Genomic DNA, 17870 nt, shown 5'->3' on the forward strand with positions numbered 1-17870 from the left:
TGTGAGTAATTTGATTTGGTTTTTGGTTTAAGGTCTACATTACATTTGTAAACAGATTACCAACAATAGTAAAGATTTATCCGACAAAATACGGCTTAATCGCCTGAATTATTTATGAAAGCGATCGCGCATCGCTTTCCTCCTTATGCTGAGAACATTTTCAAGTGACTATTATGCAAACTAAAACACCACTTCCATCTAAACAAATAGCTATAGAACATTGCCAATCTCCAGTCACCACAGGTGAAACAAATAAGTGGGGAATTATCATTGCTTGTGGGATTATTGGCTTATGGACAATTAGCATAGTTTTCTTTCTTTCTCTAGATATTGCCAACATCCAACTTTTCTGGCTATTCCCGGCGGTAATTTGGCAAATGTTTCTCTATACTGGATTATTCATTACGGCTCACGATGCGATGCACGGGGTAGTATTTCCGCAAAACAAACACGTTAATAATTTAATCGGCACATTAGCGCTATTCCTCTACGGGTTGTTCTCCTACAAAAATTTACTGAGAAAGCATTGGTTGCACCATCATCATCCAGCGACAGGAATCGATCCGGATTTTCACGATGGGGAAGACGATCGCTTTTTTGCCTGGTATTTTCACTTTATGAAGGGATACTGGATTTGGAAACGAATGCTGTGGATAGTAGTGATTTTTTTAGGTCTGCATTACCTATTACAAATTCCGATAATTAATTTAATTCTATTTTGGGTAATTGCTTCGATTTTGAGTTCGGTACAGCTATTCTATTTTGGCACGTTTTTAACTCACCGCGAACCAACAGGTGGTTATACTAATCCTCATCGTACTAGAAGCACTCATTTTTCAGTTTTCTGGTCATTTCTCACTTGCTACCATTTTGGCTACCACAAGGAACATCACGAATATCCGAATGTTCCTTGGTGGAAGCTAGCAGAAGTTTATAAAAGGAAGTCCTAAGTTGTAGGTTAAGTGAGAAATGTTGCTTAACCCGACCTACGTTTTTAGCGGGGACGAGGACGAGTTTTGGTATTTCCAGAATCTGGCGATCGCATCGATAAGCTGATGCGCTTTAATTTTTCATTCACTTCCATTACTCGTACTTTTACAACTTGTCCGACTTTGACAATTTCTTTTGGATCGCTAACAAATCTGTCGGCGAGTTGAGAAATATGCACCAAGCCATCTTGATGGACGCCGATATCCACAAATGCACCAAAGTTGGCAACATTAGTGATAATTCCTTCTAATTCCATCCCCACTTTCAAGTCGGAAATTTCTTTGATTCCTTCTTTGAAAGTCGCATATTTGAATTCCGCACGCGGATCTCTTCCCGGTTTTTCCAATTCGGCGATGATATCGCGGAGTGTGGGTAAACCAATTGTATCGGTGACGTATTTTTTCAGGTTGATGGATTTGAGCTTTTCGGGAATTTGCGTTACCTGATGCAAAGGTACGTTAAGATCCGATGCGATCGCTTCCACTACTTTATAACTTTCTGGATGCACGGCGGTATTATCCAACGGGTTTTCGCCGCCGCGAATACGCAAAAAACCAGCAGCTTGTTCAAATGCTTTTGGCCCTAATTTTGCGACTTTCAGCAGTTGGCGGCGATTTTTAAACGCGCCGTTTTCGTTGCGGTAGGTAACGACATTTTTGGCGACGGTTGGCGTCATTCCAGAAACAAAAGTTAGGAGTTCTTTCGATGCGGTGTTCAAGTCTACCCCAACGTAGTTAACGCAACTTTCTACGGTTTCATCCAACTTTTTCTTGAGTAACTTTTGATCGACATCGTGTTGATATTGTCCGACACCAATTGATTTCGGATCTATCTTCACCAATTCCGCCAACGGGTCTTGCAAACGGCGACCGATACTGATCGCACCGCGCACGGTAATATCGAGATCGGGAAATTCTGCGATCGCCACATCGGAAGCAGAATAAATCGATGCGCCAGACTCGTTTACCATGACTTTAATTGGTTTGCGTTCCATCGTCGCTAAAACTTCCGAAACAAACTCATCTGTCTCGCGAGAAGCCGTACCGTTTCCGATCGCAATTAGTTGGATATCGTACTTTTCAATCAGTTTTTTCAGCGTGTTAGCAGCTTGCGTGCGCTGTGCGGCGGCTTGGTGGGGGAAAATTGCCTGATATTCCAAAAATTTACCAGTGTCGGAAAGTACGGAAACTTTGCATCCAGTCCGAAAACCGGGATCGATCGCTAAAGTTGGTTTCATTCCCGCCGGAGGAGACAGCAACAACTCGCGCAGATTGCTTTCAAAAGTTTCGATCGATTGAATATCGGCGTAATCTTTTCTATCTGCACGTACTTCCGTAATGAGGGAATTTTTCATCAAACGGTTAAACGCATCTTTCAGCATTTCCCGATAAAATTCTTTCACTGCTGGAATCTTTGTTTTAATTTCCTGCGATTCCAGATAATACAATACAGCAGATTCATCAAAGGAAACATCCAAATCTAGAATTTTTTCATTTTCACCCCGCAGCAATGCCAGCATATTGTGCGGCGCGATATTTTTCACCGGAATCTGGTAATTCCGATACATTTCAAATTTGGTACTACCTTCAGGATGCTCATCTTTAATCTGCGAGACGAACACGCCTTCATTCATCAGATATTCTCGCAGATAAGCACGTAATTCTGCTTTTTCCGATACTTCTTCTGCTAAAATGTCGCTAGCACCTTTCAGCGCATCTTCGGCAGTTTTGACACCTTTTTCTTCCGAAATATATTTTGCCGCTTCTGGTTGCAAAGGTACAGGTTTGGCATTGCGGTTGTTCAAAGATTTGATAAACTCTGCCAAAGGTTCCAAACCTTTTTCTCTGGCAATAGTAGCGCGGGTGCGTCGCTTTGGTTTGTAGGGAAGATATAAATCTTCCAATTCGTTTTTCTGCAAGCAAGATTCAATTTTGGTTTTTAATTCGTCGGTGAGTTTCCCCTGCGACGATATCGCATCCAAAATCGTCTTTTTCCGTTCTTCCAATTCCGTCAGATAGGTATATCTGTCAGAAATGTCGCGAAGTTGGATTTCATCAAGTGCGCCAGTACGTTCTTTACGGTAGCGTGCGATAAAGGGAATGGTCGCACCCTCAGCGAGTAGTTCGAGAGCGTTGTTGACTTGGGAGGGAGTTACAGAAAGTTCTTGTGCGAGGAGTTGAGGAATGTCGAGCATAATTTAGTTTAATTGTAAATCTAAGAGCAACTGAATTTTCTAGTATTTTACCAACCAACGGTTGGTCGTGAGGCCCTTCAACTCCTATAATCGCACAGCGCTGTAACTCCTACAAGGAGATTAACCCGTCCCAAGTTCTGCAAATGCAGATCTCGAATTCATCGGAACTGATGTACGGTCAGATTATTAAGTCCTTAGATTTTACATCCTTCTTACAGAAACCCCCAAGAACAGAAACCCGGTTTCTCCAAGAAACCGGGTTTCTGTCTTTGTTTACACTTTTTAACAATAATTGCCAATTAACTAACTCAGCGCTAATCTATTTGACTAAGAGTGCTGATTCAGTTTGGCATAAAACTATGGATAGCTTAGATTCTCCACACCCAGATGCACCGGAAGCTGAGTTACAAGTCCTGAGTATTGAATATGACAATAAGCCTCAGTTAATATCCCAGTTAAATGAACCAGGATTCTTAGAAAACTGTTGTCAACAAAGTTTAATCGGTAAAAAATTACCCAACGCTCTCTACGTGCATATTTCAGCTATAGAAAAACTCGCTCCTCCGCTACGCCTCCACTACGAGAGATTCTCTCAGATTATCGCTACGGGAATGGATGGCGCAAATATAATCAAATTTCATACCGATCGACCAAAAATATCCTATCTTTTCTATCCCGATTTTGATACAGACCCCCATCCCGCTTTACTCGCCAGTGTCCAAATTAACCTGGAAAATAATGAAATTTCACCGATGATGAGATACCGCGATTATTCTAATTCTGATAACCCGCCTATTCTGCATCGAAAAGAAACTTTTGTTACTCCCGAATATCCTTACTATCAAGAATTTGAACAACTGACAAAGGCAGAAGAAAAGTTAGGTCTTCTGGATAAAACCAGCAGTATAGGTACTCGTCAAGGTTGGATGCAATGGTTACAATACCAAGGGGTACAAATACAAGGTCATCGTGTAGTAAATGAAAATGGCGATCGCTCATCGCGAATACCCAAAATTGAACGCCACAGAGCAGCAATTGTTCGCACCGATTTATCTCGTCCCGTGCGTTTTGCTTTAGAAGCTAATTTATTCACTGAAAATATAACTTTTTTTGATTATGGTTGCGGTCACGGCGGCGATGTAACTCGGATTGCAGAACGCGGTTACACCAGCAATGGATGGGACCCTTTCTACTTTCCAAACGAACCTTGCATTCCAGCAGATATTATCAATATCGGTTATGTCATTAATGTCATCGAACATATCGAAGAACGCGGCGAAGCTTTGCGAAAAGCTTGGGAACTTACTCATCAGGTTTTGCTTGTGTCTGCACAAGTTTTAATTGATGATGAAAAGCATGGAAAAATTGCTTTTGGCGATGGCGTGATAACTCGTCATAATACTTTTCAAAAATATTACGAACAGGAAGAGTTAAAAATTTATATTGACCAAGTGCTTGGTGTCGATTCTATACCAGTTGCCTTGGGAATTTACTTTGTGTTTCGAGATGAAAATCAAGCGCAAAATTTCCGCGCTTCCCGATGTCGATCGCGCATTTCAACTCCGAGAATTCGCACCCAAGTCAAGCGGTTTGAAGATTACAAAGATTTGCTAGCACCTTTGATGGCATTTGTCACCGATCGCGGTCGTCTTCCCGTACCGGGAGAATTACCGCAAGAAGCAGAAATTAACTTTGAATTTCGCAAAATAACGCGAGCTTTTGATGTAATTTTACAAGCAACAGAAGCAGGAGAATGGGATATGATTAAACAAAAGCGTCGTTCCGATTTGTTACTTTACCTCGCTTTGTCAGAATTTAAAGATTACGTACAATTCAAAGATATAGAACCTGTTGTGCAAAAAGATATCAAAGCTTTGTTTGGTAGTTATAAAAAAGCTAGAGAAGAAGCAGAAGATATTCTATTTAGTTTAGGTGACTTGAGTGTCGTTGCTAAATGTTGCGAAGAAAGCGCGATCGGTCACAAACGACCCAACGCTTTATTCATTCACGTTTCCGCACTTTCCGAACTCGATTATCGATTGAGAATTTACGAAGGTTGCGCCAGCAGAACGATCGGTCGCATGGATGAAGTCACTTTAATCAAATTTCACACCAAACAACCAAAAATATCATATTTATTTTATCCCGATTTTGACACAGATCCACATCCAAAATTACACACAAGTATGCACATTGATTTGAGAGATTTGCACGTCAGCTATCGAGATTATTCCGATTTACAAGACCCCCCTGTTTGGCATCGTAAAGAAACTGTCCTGACACCCAACTATCCCGGTTATGAGAAATTTGCCAAACTCAGCGAACAGGAAGAAAATAGAGGACTGTTTGACGATACGAACGCAATTAAAACTTTGAAAGGATGGGAACGCTGCTTAGAAGAACATTGTGCGGAAATTCGCAATTATCGTTTATATTGGCGCAAAGATGCCGATCCTTATCGGGTAAAATTAGTGCGATCGGCAATCAGAGCCAGAAAAAAAAGTCACTTCTGGTAACCCTTGGCATAGGGTAGCTGGGTGTAGCGGTTGAGGGTGTGCTACGCGATCGCATCATCTTGCCAATTTCATTCTTTGGGAATATTGACTTTTCAAAAAGGGTAAAATGAGTGCTGCGGGTGTCGATAGCAAAAAAATGCTCATTCACACTCGATCTGGGTGCTTTTGACGACCGATTATACCGTAAACAAGAGGAAGCTGGTTTTGCGATCGCTGATTGTAGCAACTACCCTATCCTGTTTGTGGCTGTTTTCCACCAACGCCACCGCACAGATAGTTCCCGATACCACCCTACCTCTCAACAGCATTGTCATTCCCGATGGCAACAGCATCCGCATTGAAGGCGGTACAACTGCTGGGGGAAATTTATTTCACAGCTTTCAAGAATTTTCTGTCCCCACAGGGAAAGAAGCTTTTTTTAATAACTCATTAGATATTCAAAATATCTTCAGTCGAGTCACCGGTAGCAACATCTCGAATATAGATGGCTTAATTCGTGCCAACGGTGTGGCGAACTTATTTTTAATTAATCCCAACGGAATTATCTTTGGACAGAACGCGCAATTAAATATCGGTGGTTCGTTTACTGCCAGCACTGCGGATGGCATCACATTAGGAGAAAAAGGCTTTTTTAGCGCCAAAGATATTAGCAATAGCAGTTTGTTAAGCGTGCAACCAGGCGCATTATTTACCAACGCGGTGCGAAATTCGCCAGCCCAATTAGTCAATCGAGGAAATTTAGCTGTAGCACCAGGACAAAATTTAACTTTGCAAGGAGATGAAGTAACTGTAACAGGTTCGCTGACAGCACTAGGAGGAAATCTTATCCTCAAGAGTAACAGCAATATTTCCTTCACAGATAGTCTGGTAACGAATACCAATATCGGAGTAACAGAACATGGTAGTATTCAGCTACAAGGACAGAATATCAGCTTAGAGCGATCGCAAATCCTTGCCCGCACCATCAGTAACCAACCCGCATCCGATATTAACGTCGAGGCCACTGGAAACATTACTATTAGTGGCTTTAGTCCCCCTGACCCCAATCAAAATCCCCTCACCCAACTGCTCAACAGTCGAATTGCTAGCGAAACTTATGGTGCAGGTGCAGGAGGAAATATTAACGTTGCCGCTGCACAAATTAACTTAATTGATGGCGGACAAATTTCCACTTTAGTAGCACCACAAGCAACGGGAAATGGCGGCAAAATTACCGTCAATAGTAACGCGATTACTGCGATTCGAGCTAATGCGTTTAATCCGCTTTTTCCGAGTGGAATTGTTAGCTATACCTTGGGTGCAGGAAGAGGGGGAGATGTGGATATAGCCGCATCCAGAATCAACCTATCGGATGGAGGCGCAATCTTATCCTTAGTTCGGGGAACGGGAAGGGGAGGAGATCTCAAAGTCAATGTTAGTGAGTCTGTGGAAGCAACTGGACTCAATCCCTTAGCGCCGCAACTTTTTAGCGGTATTGCGTCACTAACTTTAGGAAAAGGTGATAGCGGAAATCTTAATTTATCCAGCCCACAATTAAGAGTATTGGAAGGAGCAAAAGTAGGTTCAGTTAGTTTGAGCCAATTCATTGGCGAACCACTTCCAGGGGCTGGAGAAGGTAATGCAGGGGATGTCACCGTCAATGCAACACAGGTGGAAGTAGTAGGAAGCAGCCCTCTAGCCCGTGACAATATTACGGGAATATTTAATGTTATCACTGGTTCGGGAAACGGAGGTAATCTAAGTTTAACCACCGAAACCCTAAGCATCAGGGAGGGCGCAGGAGTAGCATCCGGCGTTGCACAGTCCATTTTCACCTTTGGACAACCTCTACCCAATTCTGGCACGGGCAATGGCGGTAATCTGACTGTCAGCGCTTCCCAATTTATTGAAGTGATTGGTAGCAGTCCTTCGCTAGTTGTTCCCAGTCAACTGGGAACGGCAACCTTGGGCAAGGGAAATGGAGGTATTGCTGTGATTACCACTCCCCAACTGAGGTTGATCGATGGGGGAATAGTCGATTCAACTACAGGTGCCAGTGGAAATGGAGGTAAGATGACGATCGATGCCTCTGAGATTTTCATTAGTGGCACTGCTCCCGATAATTTTCCAGCTGGAGTAGAGGGGAGTGCTGTAGTCTTTAATAGAGCCATTCAACAGAATTTCTTCCTTCCCCAAGAACTCACGGGTAATACGGGAGAAATTACGGTTAATACACAGCGATTAACGATCCAAAATGGGGGTCAAATTCGAGTTAGACATGAGGGAAATGGCGATGCGGGAAAGTTAACTATTAATGCCGATACAATTAGGCTCGATCGCCAAGGCCAAATCAATGCTACAACTGCTTTCGGGTTAGGCGGTGAAATTTCCCTGAATGTGAATTCTTTATTATTACTCCGCAATGGCAGTGCGATTACTGCGACAGCATTGGGAGGCGCTGGAAATGGTGGCAACTTAAATATTAACTCTCAATTTATCGTGGCTATGCCATTAGAAAATAGCGATATTACTGCCAATGCTAAAGCTGGTTCTGGGGGTCGAGTCAGTATCGCCGCTACTGGTATTTTTGGTACTCAGTTTCGAGATAATTTGACTGGCCAAAGTGACATCACCGCAACCTCTGACCTTGGCCCCCAGTTTAGCGGTGTGGTAGAAATTAATACCCCCGATATTAACGCCAGTTCTGGTTTAGTAGAGTTATCGGCAAATTTCGAGGATGTAGACAAGAGCATTGTCGCTAGTTGTGCGGCTTCTGTGGGCAATAGCTTTACAATTACCGGCAACGGCGGTTTACCGGATGACCCGACGCAAGCCCTCAGAGGCAGGGCAGTTTGGCGGGATGTGCGTTTGGTGGTAGTTGGGGAGAGCGGCAGAAGGGGAGAGCGGCAGAGCGGCAGAGCAGCGCTCATTCCAGATACCCCAATTGTAGAGGCGACGGGATGGCGGGTGAACTTGAGGGGTGAAATGGAATTGGTTGCAAATGCTTCCGCCATGATTCTCGGTAGTAGTTGGTACAATCCGCCTGGGTGCGCTGGCAGGTAATCGGTAAGCCTCGCTTGGCAAATTCCATCCTTTAGGAATATTGACAAGCCAAAAAGAGTAAAATGAGTGCTGCGGGTGTCGATAGTAAAAAAAAGCTCATTCACACTCGATCTGGGTGCTTTTGACGACCGATTATACCGTAAACAAGAGGAAGCTGGTTTTGCGATCGCTCTATGTAGCAACTACCCTATCCTGTTTGTGGCTGCTTTCCACCAACGCCACCGCACAGATAGTTCCCGATACTACCCTACCTCTCAACAGCATTGCTATTCCCAATGGCGACAGCATCCGCATTGAAGGCGGTACAACTGCTGGGGTAAATTTATTTCACAGCTTTCAAGAATTTTCTGTCCCCACAAGGAAAGAAGCTTTTTTTAATAACTCATTAGATATTCAAAATATCTTCAGTCGAGTCACGGGTAGCAACATCTCGAATATAGATGGCTTAATTCGCGCTAACGGTGTGGCTAACTTATTTTTAATCAATCCCAACGGCATAATTTTCGGACAGAACGCCCAATTAAATATCGGTGGGTCGTTGATCGGTTCGACAGCTTCTAGTATTAGATTTGTCGATGGTAGCGAATTTAGCGCGACTCACCCCACCGCACCATCATTGCTGACAGTTAACGTGCCCATTGGGTTACAATTTGGAGAAAATCCCGGCAGAATTGAGAATCGCTCGCAAGTTACAGCCCCACCAAACATCCCGATCGTTCCCCTACCAATTCCTAACGCCAACCGAATAGGATTAGCAGTACAACCGGGACAAACACTAGCATTAATTGGCGGCGACATTCAACTTGATGGAGGAAATTTAACCGCATCTACCGGACAAATTATTGTGAGTAGTGTTGCAAGTCCCGGTTTCGTGAGTTTCGTACCAACACCACTGGGGTTGAATTTAAACTACGAAAACATTCAAAACTTTGGCAACATTGAAATATTTGGTGGTTCGTTTATCAACACCAGCGGACTCGGTGGTGGCAGAGTCGATATCAGAGGTGGAAATGTCACAATCAGCGGTTCGGGAATTTATGGGCTGACATTGGCAAATATAGATGGTAGAGGTATCGATATCAATGCCCAAAACTTGCGATTAGAGGGAGGGTCGCAAATTTACACTCTAACACTGGCTGACGGCAAAGGAAGCGATATCAACATCCGCGCTACTGACTCCGTAGAAATGATCGGGATTGGATTTGAGAGCTATCAACAATTTTTAGTTAATTATCGAACATTGAGAACAATCGACCCTTTCGATCCGCAAATTATTCTGAACACCGGCACTTCTGGCGCTGGATATGCTGGAGACATCGGGATTGATACCGAACGCTTGCTGATGCGCGATGGAGTAGTAGCAGGCACTGTCTCTTTCAGTACAGGAAATGGGGGAAATATCAACATCCGTGCCAACCTTTTCGATCAGACTGGTTCTACGCTTAGCAGTGGATCATTATTGGGTAGTAGCGGTACAGGAGGAAACATCACCGTTACTGTCCAACAATTAATCGTCCGTGATGGTGCCATTCTCACCACTACCACCACCAGTGAGGGAGCATCAGGGGATATCACTATTAAAGCGGCAGAATCAGTAGAAGTGTTAAGAACTCCCGCTGGGAGTATCCTGCAAACTTTGATCGCCGCCGCCTCTTTAGATCCCTCTGAAAAAGGTAGCGCCGGCGATATTAGCATCGACACCAAGCGGTTGATTGTTGCCCAAGGAGCCGGAATATCTGTATCGAGCGGTGCGACTCTTGGCAATAGTCTCTTTTCTACTGGGGGGCCTGGAGGCAATTTAACAATTAGGGCTTCTGAGTCGGTAGAGTTAGCAGGTATCTCTGAAGTTTTGGCAAATGGACAATACAATATTAGTTTCCTCGCCAGTGAAACCAGTGGCTCCAGTCAGGGAGGTAATATTTACATTGCCACGCCTGTACTGACTGTGCGGGATGGGGGAGTAATTTTCATGTCTGCTTTTGGTAGGGGAAATGCAGGCAACCTCACGATTGATGCCGATCGCGTAGAAGTGAGTGGCACTGCTCTTAACGGTCAATTGATCAGTCAAATTGACGTTTCGGCTGGCAATTTCCTTGGTACTCCCATTCCCAATACTACGGGAAATGCGGGTTCAATGAATCTAAATGTAGGTCGATTGATTGTTCGAGATGGCGCAGCGATCGACATCCGGGCGCAAGGTACGCCAAATGCTGGCACTCTCACCGTTGTAGGTGACTCAATTCTCGTTGATAACAAAGCCAGCATTAATGGCACAACTGAGACAGGCGGCGGGGGAAATATTAACCTCCAGGCGCAAAACATCCAATTGCGCCACAACAGTCGAATCGGAACTGATGCAGGTAATTCTACTGGCGGTAACATCGATATCTATACTAATACCTTAGTAGCTCTGGAAAATAGTGACATTACCGCTAATGCACAAAGAGGTGCTGGCGGTCGAGTGATTATCAATGCACAAGGCATTTTTGGCACTCAGTTCCGCGATGGACTAACCCCGCAAAGCGATATTACAGCAACTTCTGACCTTGGCCCCCAGTTTAGCGGTGTGGTAGAAATTAATACACCGGATGTTGACCCCAGTGGTGGTTTAGTTGAGTTATCGACACATTTTGAAGATGTAGACGGCAGCATTGTCGCTAGTTGTGCGACTTCTGCGGACAATAGCTTTACGATTACCGGCAATGGCGGTTTACCGAACGACCCGACGCAAGCCCTTAGAGGGAGGGCAGTGTGGCGCGATGTGCGTTTGGTGGGAGTTGGGGAGAGGGGGAGAGGGGGAGAACGGGAGAGGGGGAGAGCAACGCTCATTCCACATACTCCAATTGTAGAGGCGACGGGATGGCGGGTGAACTTTAAGGGAGAAATGGAATTGGTCGCAAATACTTCCGCCATGATTCTCGGTAGTAGTTGGTACAATGCACCTGGGTGCGATGGGAGATAATGGCTAAGCCTCGCTTGGCAAATTGCATCCTTTAGGAATATTGACAAGCCAAAAAGGGTAAAATAAGTGCTGCGAGTGTCGATAGCAAAAAAATGCTCATTCACACTCGATCTGGGCGCTGTTGGCGACCTTAACCCCAAAAATATATGAATCTGGTTTTGCGATCGCTCTATGTGGCAACTACCCTATCCTGTTTGTGGCTGTTTTCCACCAACGCCACCGCACAGATAGTTCCCGATACCACGCTACCAAACAATAGCATTGCCATTCCCAATGGCAACAGCATCCGCATTGAAGGCGGTACAACTGCTGGCGGCAATTTATTTCACAGCTTTCAAGAATTTTCTGTCCCTACAGGTACGGAAGCTTTTTTTAATAACGCATTAGATATTCAAAATATCTTCAGTCGAGTCACCGGTAGCAACATCTCGAATATAGATGGCTTAATTCGCGCCAACGGTGTGGCGAACTTATTTTTAATCAATCCCAACGGCATAATTTTCGGACAGAACGCCCAATTAAATATCGGCGGTTCGTTGATCGGTTCGACAGCTTCTAGTATCAGATTTATCGATGGGAGTGAATTTAGCGCGACTAACCCCACCGCACCATCATTGCTGACAGTTAACGTGCCCATTGGGTTGCAATTTGGCGCAAATCCAGGCAGAATTGAGAATCGCTCACAAACAACAGCACCAATAAATTTACCACCTCTAACCACGCCATTTCCCTTTGAGATTCCCTTTGATAACAAAGTAGGATTAGCAGTAGCACCCGGTCAAACATTAGCCTTAGTTGGTGGCGATATCCAACTCGATGGAGGTAATTTAACCGCCTTTACCGGACAAATTATTTTAGGTAGCGTGGCGAGTCCAGGTTTAGTCAGTTTCGTCCCGACACCATTTGGTTTTAATTTAAATTATGACAATATTGCCAACTTTGGCAATATTGAAATATCAAATGGAACACTCCTCAACACCAGCGGCATCGGTGGCGGCAAAGTAGATATCAGAGGTGGAAATGTCAGCATTAACGGTGCGAGAATTTTAGGATTGACAATAGGAAATATTGATGGCAGAGGTATTAATATTAATGCCCAAAACTTGCAAATAAATCGAGGGTCGCAAATTATCCCGGCGACACTGGGAGATGGCAAGGGAAGCGATTTGAACATCTATGCTACTGACTCAGTAGAAATCAGCGGGCTGGGAATTGAAGCCTATCAGCAGGTTTATAACCAATACCTACTCTCTGGAACGTTCAACCCATTTGTCCCGCAAATTGTTCTGAGTGCTGGTACTGTTGGTAGTGGAGCCGCTGGAGAAATTAACATTGACACCGGACGGCTGGTGCTGCGCGATGGGGCAACAGGCGGTACCAATACCTTCACTACTGGAAATGCCGGAAATATGAATATCCGCGCTAACACCGTCGAACTCATCAGTTCAGCACTCAGCATCGGTACAAATCGCGCCAGTGCTGGTCAAGGCGGAAGCATAAATATTGAGGCACAACGGTTAATCATGCGCGATGGCAGCAATCTCGTCAGCATCAGTCGCAGTGATGGCGCATCGGGAAATATCGCGATTAAAACTTCTGAATCTGTAGAATTGTCGGGGAGTCTGCCTGGAAGTACCGCACAAACTGCAATCGCTACAAACTCTTTTGATGGCAACGGCAAAGCAGGGGATATTACGATCGATACTAAGCGACTGAGTGTTTCCGATGGAGCCGCAATTAGTTTATCGACGGGTTTCATTTTAGGGCAAACTGTCTTGTCTACAAAAGGGGGACCGGGAGGAAATTTAACTGTGACAGCTTCCGAGTCTGTAGAAGTCAGCGGCGAGTCAGGTGTTTTGGGGTTTGTCGGCTTCGCACCGAGTTCTCTGAATACTACCACTGGAAGTTCTGCTAGAGGTGGAGATATTAGCCTCTCCACGCCTTTGTTAATCTTGCGAGATGGGGCACTGATTTCAGTAGCTTCTTCGGGTGCAGCAGATGCGGGAAATATTACCTTAAATGCCGATCGCATCTTACTGCAAGGCATTGGCATAAACAGTCAGTTGAGTAGTAGAATTGAGGCTTCGGCTGGCACTGTGTCGAATTTTAACAATCCCAACGCTACTGCAAATGCAGGTTCGCTGAATGTGAATGCAAGAGAATTGATTGTTAAAGATGGGGCAATATTTAGTGTCCGAGCATTGGGTACGGGGGGTGCTGGTAATATTAATGTGGTAGCAGACTCGATCGCTCTGGACAATCAAAGCAGCATTGACGGGAGAACTACATCTGGTCTGGGAGCAAATATTAATCTGCAATCTCTTGCTCTCCAGTTACGTCAAGGCAGCCGCATTAACACAGATGCGGGGAATGCTACTGGTGGTAACATCAATATCGATACGAATACTTTAGTCGCTTTGGAAAATAGCGATATTACCGCTAACGCACAAAGAGGTTCTGGCGGTCGGGTGAGTATCAGCGCACAAGGCATTTTTGGCACTCAGTTCCGCAATGAACTAACCCCGCAAAGCGATATCACAGCTACTTCCGAACTTGGCCCTCAGTTTAGCGGCGTGGTAGAAATTAATACTCCCGATGTTGACCCCAGTGCTGGTTTAGTGGAGTTATCGGCAAATTTTGAGGATGTGAGCGGCAGCATTGTCGCTAGTTGTGCGACTTCTGTGGATAATAGCTTTACAATTACCGGCAATGGCGGCTTACCGGATGACCCGACGCAAGCCCTTAGAGGGAGGGCAGTTTGGCGGGATGTGCGTTCGGTGGGAGTGGGGGAGAGCGGGAGAGCGGGAGAGCGCAAGAGCGGGAGAGAAGCGCTCATTCGAGATCCTCAAATTGTAGAGGCGACCGGATGGCGGGTGAAAGGTGAGGGGGAAATGGAATTAGTCGCCAATACTTCCGGAATGATTATCGGTAGTAGTTGGTACAATGCACCGGGCTGCGGTAGGAGATAATGGTTAAGTCTCGCTTGACAGTATTATCCTTTGGGAATATTGACTTTTCAAAAAGGGTAAAATGAGTGCTGCGGGTGTCGATAGTAAAAAAAAGCTCATTCACACTCGATCTGGGTGCTGTTGGCGACCGATTATCCCGTAAAAAAGATGAAGCTGGTTTTGCGATCGCTCTATGTGGCAACTACCCTATCCTGTTTGTGGCTGTTTTCCACCAACGCCACCGCACAGATAGTTCCCGATACCACGCTACCAAACAATAGCATTGCCATTCCCAATGGCAACAGCATCCGCATTGAAGGCGGTACAACTGCTGGGGTAAATTTATTTCATAGCTTTCAAGAATTTTCTGTTCCTACAGGGAAAGAAGCTTTTTTTAATAACTCATTAGATATTCAAAATATCTTCAGTCGAGTCACGGGTAGCAACATCTCGAATATAGATGGCTTAATTCGCGCCAACGGTGTGGCGAACTTATTTTTAATCAATCCCAACGGCATAATTTTTGGACAGAACGCCCAATTAAATATCGGCGGTTCGTTGATCGGTTCGACAGCTTCTAGTATTAGATTTGTCGATGGTAGCGAATTTAGCGCTACTAAACCCACAGCGCCATCTTTGCTAACTATTAACGTGCCCATTGGTTTGCAATTCGGCACAAATCCAGGCAGAATTGAGAATCGATCGCAAACAACCGCACAAATAAATTTACCAACTCTGGCCATCCCATTTCCCTTTGAGATTCCCTTTGACAACAAAGTAGGATTAGCAGTAGCACCCGGCCAAACATTAGCGTTAGTGGGTGGCGATATCCAACTCGATGGCGGCAATTTAACTGCTTCTACCGGACAAATACTTTTAGGTAGCGTGGCGAGTCCGGGTTTAGTCAGTTTCACTCCCACGCTATTCGGACTCAGTTTAAACTATGAAAATATTGCCAACTTCGGCAATATTCAAATATCCAATGGAGCGATCGTTAATACCAGCGGCATCGGTGGTGGAAAAGTAGATATTCGAGGTGGAAATGTCACGCTCAGTAGTGCGCTAATTTACGGAATAACGCTGGGAAATATAGATGGTAGAGGGATTAATATTAATGCCCAAAACTTGCGAGTAGAGGGAGGGGCGCAAATTTTTACTCCTACATTGGGAGATGGTAAGGGAGGCGATATAGCGCTACACGCTAACGACTCGGTAGACATCAGCGGGCTGGGACTTGAAGGTTATCAGCGGTTTTACAATCAATATCTAGGATCTGGAACGCTCAATCCTTTCGATCGGCAAATTGTTCTGCTCACAGGTACTGTCGGCAGGGGAGATGCTGGAGATATTAACATTGAAGCTGGACGGTTGTTGGTGCGGGATGGGGTAGTGGGCGGTAGCGGTAGCCTTGGTGCTGGAAATGGCGGAAATCTGAATATCCGGGCTAATACTGTCGAAATTGTTAGTTCTGCAATCAATAATGGCACAACTAAGGAAAGTACTGGTCAGGGCGGAAGCATAAATGTTGAGGCACAACGGTTAATTATGCGCGATGGCAGCAATCTCGTCAGCATCAGCCGCAGTGATGGCGCATCGGGGAATATCGCGATTAAAACTTCTGAATCTGTAGAATTGTCAGGGAGTCTGCCTGGAAGTACCGCACAAACTGTAATCGGTACAAACTCTTTTGATGGCAATGGGAAATCAGGGGATATTACGATCGATACTAAGCGACTGAGTATTTTTGATGGAGCCACAATTAGTTTAGCGACGGGTGTAATCATCGGGCAAACTGTCTTATCTACAAAAGGGGGACTAGGAGGAAATTTAACTGTGACAGCTTCCGAGTCTGTAGAAGTCAGCGGCGAGTCTGGAGTATTGGGAGATCTCGGCTTCGCACCGACTTCTCTGACTACTTTGACTGCAAGTTCTGGTAGAGGTGGAGATATTCGCCTCTCGACACCTTTGTTAACCTTGCGAGATGGGGCGCTGATTTCGGCAGCTTCTTTGGGTGCAGCAGATGCGGGAAGTATTACCTTAAATGCCGATCGCATCGTAGTGCAAGGCACTAGCAAAACCCGTGGGTTGAGTAGTAGAATTGAGGCTTCGGCTGGCACACTATTGAGTTTTGACAATCCCAACGCTACTGGAAATGCGGGTTCGCTGAATTTGAATGCAAGAGAATTGATTGTCAAAGATGGGGCAATATTGAATGTCGGAGCATTGGGTACGGGGGGTGCTGGTAATATTAATGTGGTAGCAGACTCGATCGCTCTGGACAATCAAAGCAGCATTAACGGGAGAACTACATCTGGTCTGGGGGCAAATATTAATCTGCAATCTCTTGCTCTCCAGTTACGTCAAGGCAGCCGCATTAACACAGATGCGGGGAATGCTACTGGCGGGAATATCAATATCGATACGAATACTTTAGTCGCTTTGGAAAATAGCGATATTACCGCTAATGCACAAAGAGGTGCTGGCGGTCGGGTGAGTATCAGCGCACAAGGCATTTTTGGCACTCAGTTCCGCAATGAACTAACCCCGCAAAGTGACATCACCGCAACCTCTGACCTTGGCCCCCAGTTTAGCGGCGTGGTAGAAATTAATACTCCCGATGTTGACCCCAGTGCTGGTTTAGTGGAGTTGTCGTCAAATTTTGAGGATGTGAGCGGCAGCATTGCTAGAAGTTGTGCAGCTTCTGTGGGCAATAGCTTTACGGTTACCGGCAACGGCGGCTTACCGGATGACCCGACGCAAGCCCTTAGAGGGAGGGCAGTTTGGCGCGATGTGCGTTTGGTACAACTCGGAGGGAGGGGAGGAGTGGCAGAGTGGGGGAGTGGGAGAGAATCGACAATTGCCAGTACCCGGATTGTGGAGGCGACGGGATGGACGATCGACGATCGCGGTAGAGTTAAATTGGTGGCGCAAGCACCTAATGCTGCTCCCCAAAGTTCTTGGTATACTCCACCTGGATGCCATCTTTAAAGAAATGTCAGCGAATCGATCGGAGAATTTCTATGACAGCTTCTACATTAGAACTGGAAGTTAACGGGTATGTTGAAATCGAGCGATCGCAGGTTTTACCAACTTTAGATATAGAACTCCTGGCTCGCTGCATTAATTTATCCAACCAGTTCAAGCAGTCAATAAATTTCGGCAAGGAATTAATGTAGCTAGCTGAAACTCAATTTAAAGGATTTAAAAACATTTAAGCA

Annotated in this window: 8 protein-coding genes; 7 read left to right on the top strand and 1 reads right to left on the bottom strand. The window is 45.1% G+C overall.

Annotated elements, in window-relative coordinates; genetic code table 11:
• Window positions 1–173: 173 nt before the first annotated feature.
• Window positions 174–950: a beta-carotene ketolase CrtW gene (crtW, locus tag H6G03_RS09545; protein ID WP_190464096.1), complete on the top strand. Its 777-nt coding sequence runs from the start codon at window positions 174–176 to the stop codon at window positions 948–950.
• 44 nt (window positions 951–994) lie between these two features.
• On the opposite strand, the gene H6G03_RS09550 is transcribed toward crtW, so the two are convergent.
• Complete coding sequence (locus H6G03_RS09550; RefSeq protein WP_190464097.1) at window positions 995–3184, bottom strand: Tex family protein; 2190 nt, start codon at window positions 3182–3184, stop codon at window positions 995–997.
• Window positions 3185–3543: 359 nt separating this feature from the next.
• Here H6G03_RS09550 and H6G03_RS09555 point away from each other — a divergent pair, with 359 nt between their 5' ends.
• From H6G03_RS09555 to H6G03_RS09580, 6 genes are all read left to right on the top strand, one after another.
• Window positions 3544–5700: a DNA phosphorothioation-associated putative methyltransferase gene (locus H6G03_RS09555; protein WP_190464098.1), complete on the top strand. Its 2157-nt coding sequence runs from the start codon at window positions 3544–3546 to the stop codon at window positions 5698–5700.
• Window positions 5701–5904: 204 nt separating this feature from the next.
• A complete protein-coding gene (locus H6G03_RS09560; RefSeq protein WP_206756618.1) occupies window positions 5905–8742 on the top strand; it encodes a two-partner secretion domain-containing protein in 2838 nt (945 codons plus the stop codon).
• A gap of 160 nt (window positions 8743–8902) precedes the next feature.
• Window positions 8903–11704, top strand: a complete 2802-nt coding sequence (locus H6G03_RS37225) for a two-partner secretion domain-containing protein (protein WP_242060361.1) — start codon at window positions 8903–8905, stop codon at window positions 11702–11704.
• 146 nt (window positions 11705–11850) lie between these two features.
• Entirely contained in the window at window positions 11851–14673 is a 2823-nt protein-coding gene (locus tag H6G03_RS09570) for a two-partner secretion domain-containing protein (RefSeq protein WP_190464100.1), read from the top strand.
• 147 nt (window positions 14674–14820) lie between these two features.
• Window positions 14821–17640 carry a two-partner secretion domain-containing protein gene (locus H6G03_RS09575; RefSeq protein ID WP_190464101.1) on the top strand — a complete coding sequence of 940 codons (2820 nt, stop codon included), beginning with the start codon at window positions 14821–14823 and terminating at the stop codon, window positions 17638–17640.
• A gap of 32 nt (window positions 17641–17672) precedes the next feature.
• Entirely contained in the window at window positions 17673–17828 is a 156-nt protein-coding gene (locus H6G03_RS09580; RefSeq protein ID WP_190464102.1) for a hypothetical protein, read from the top strand.
• Window positions 17829–17870 lie beyond the last annotated feature (42 nt).

This window comes from Aerosakkonema funiforme FACHB-1375 (genome assembly GCF_014696265.1).
In the GTDB taxonomy this organism is placed as follows: domain Bacteria; phylum Cyanobacteriota; class Cyanobacteriia; order Cyanobacteriales; family Aerosakkonemataceae; genus Aerosakkonema; species Aerosakkonema funiforme_A.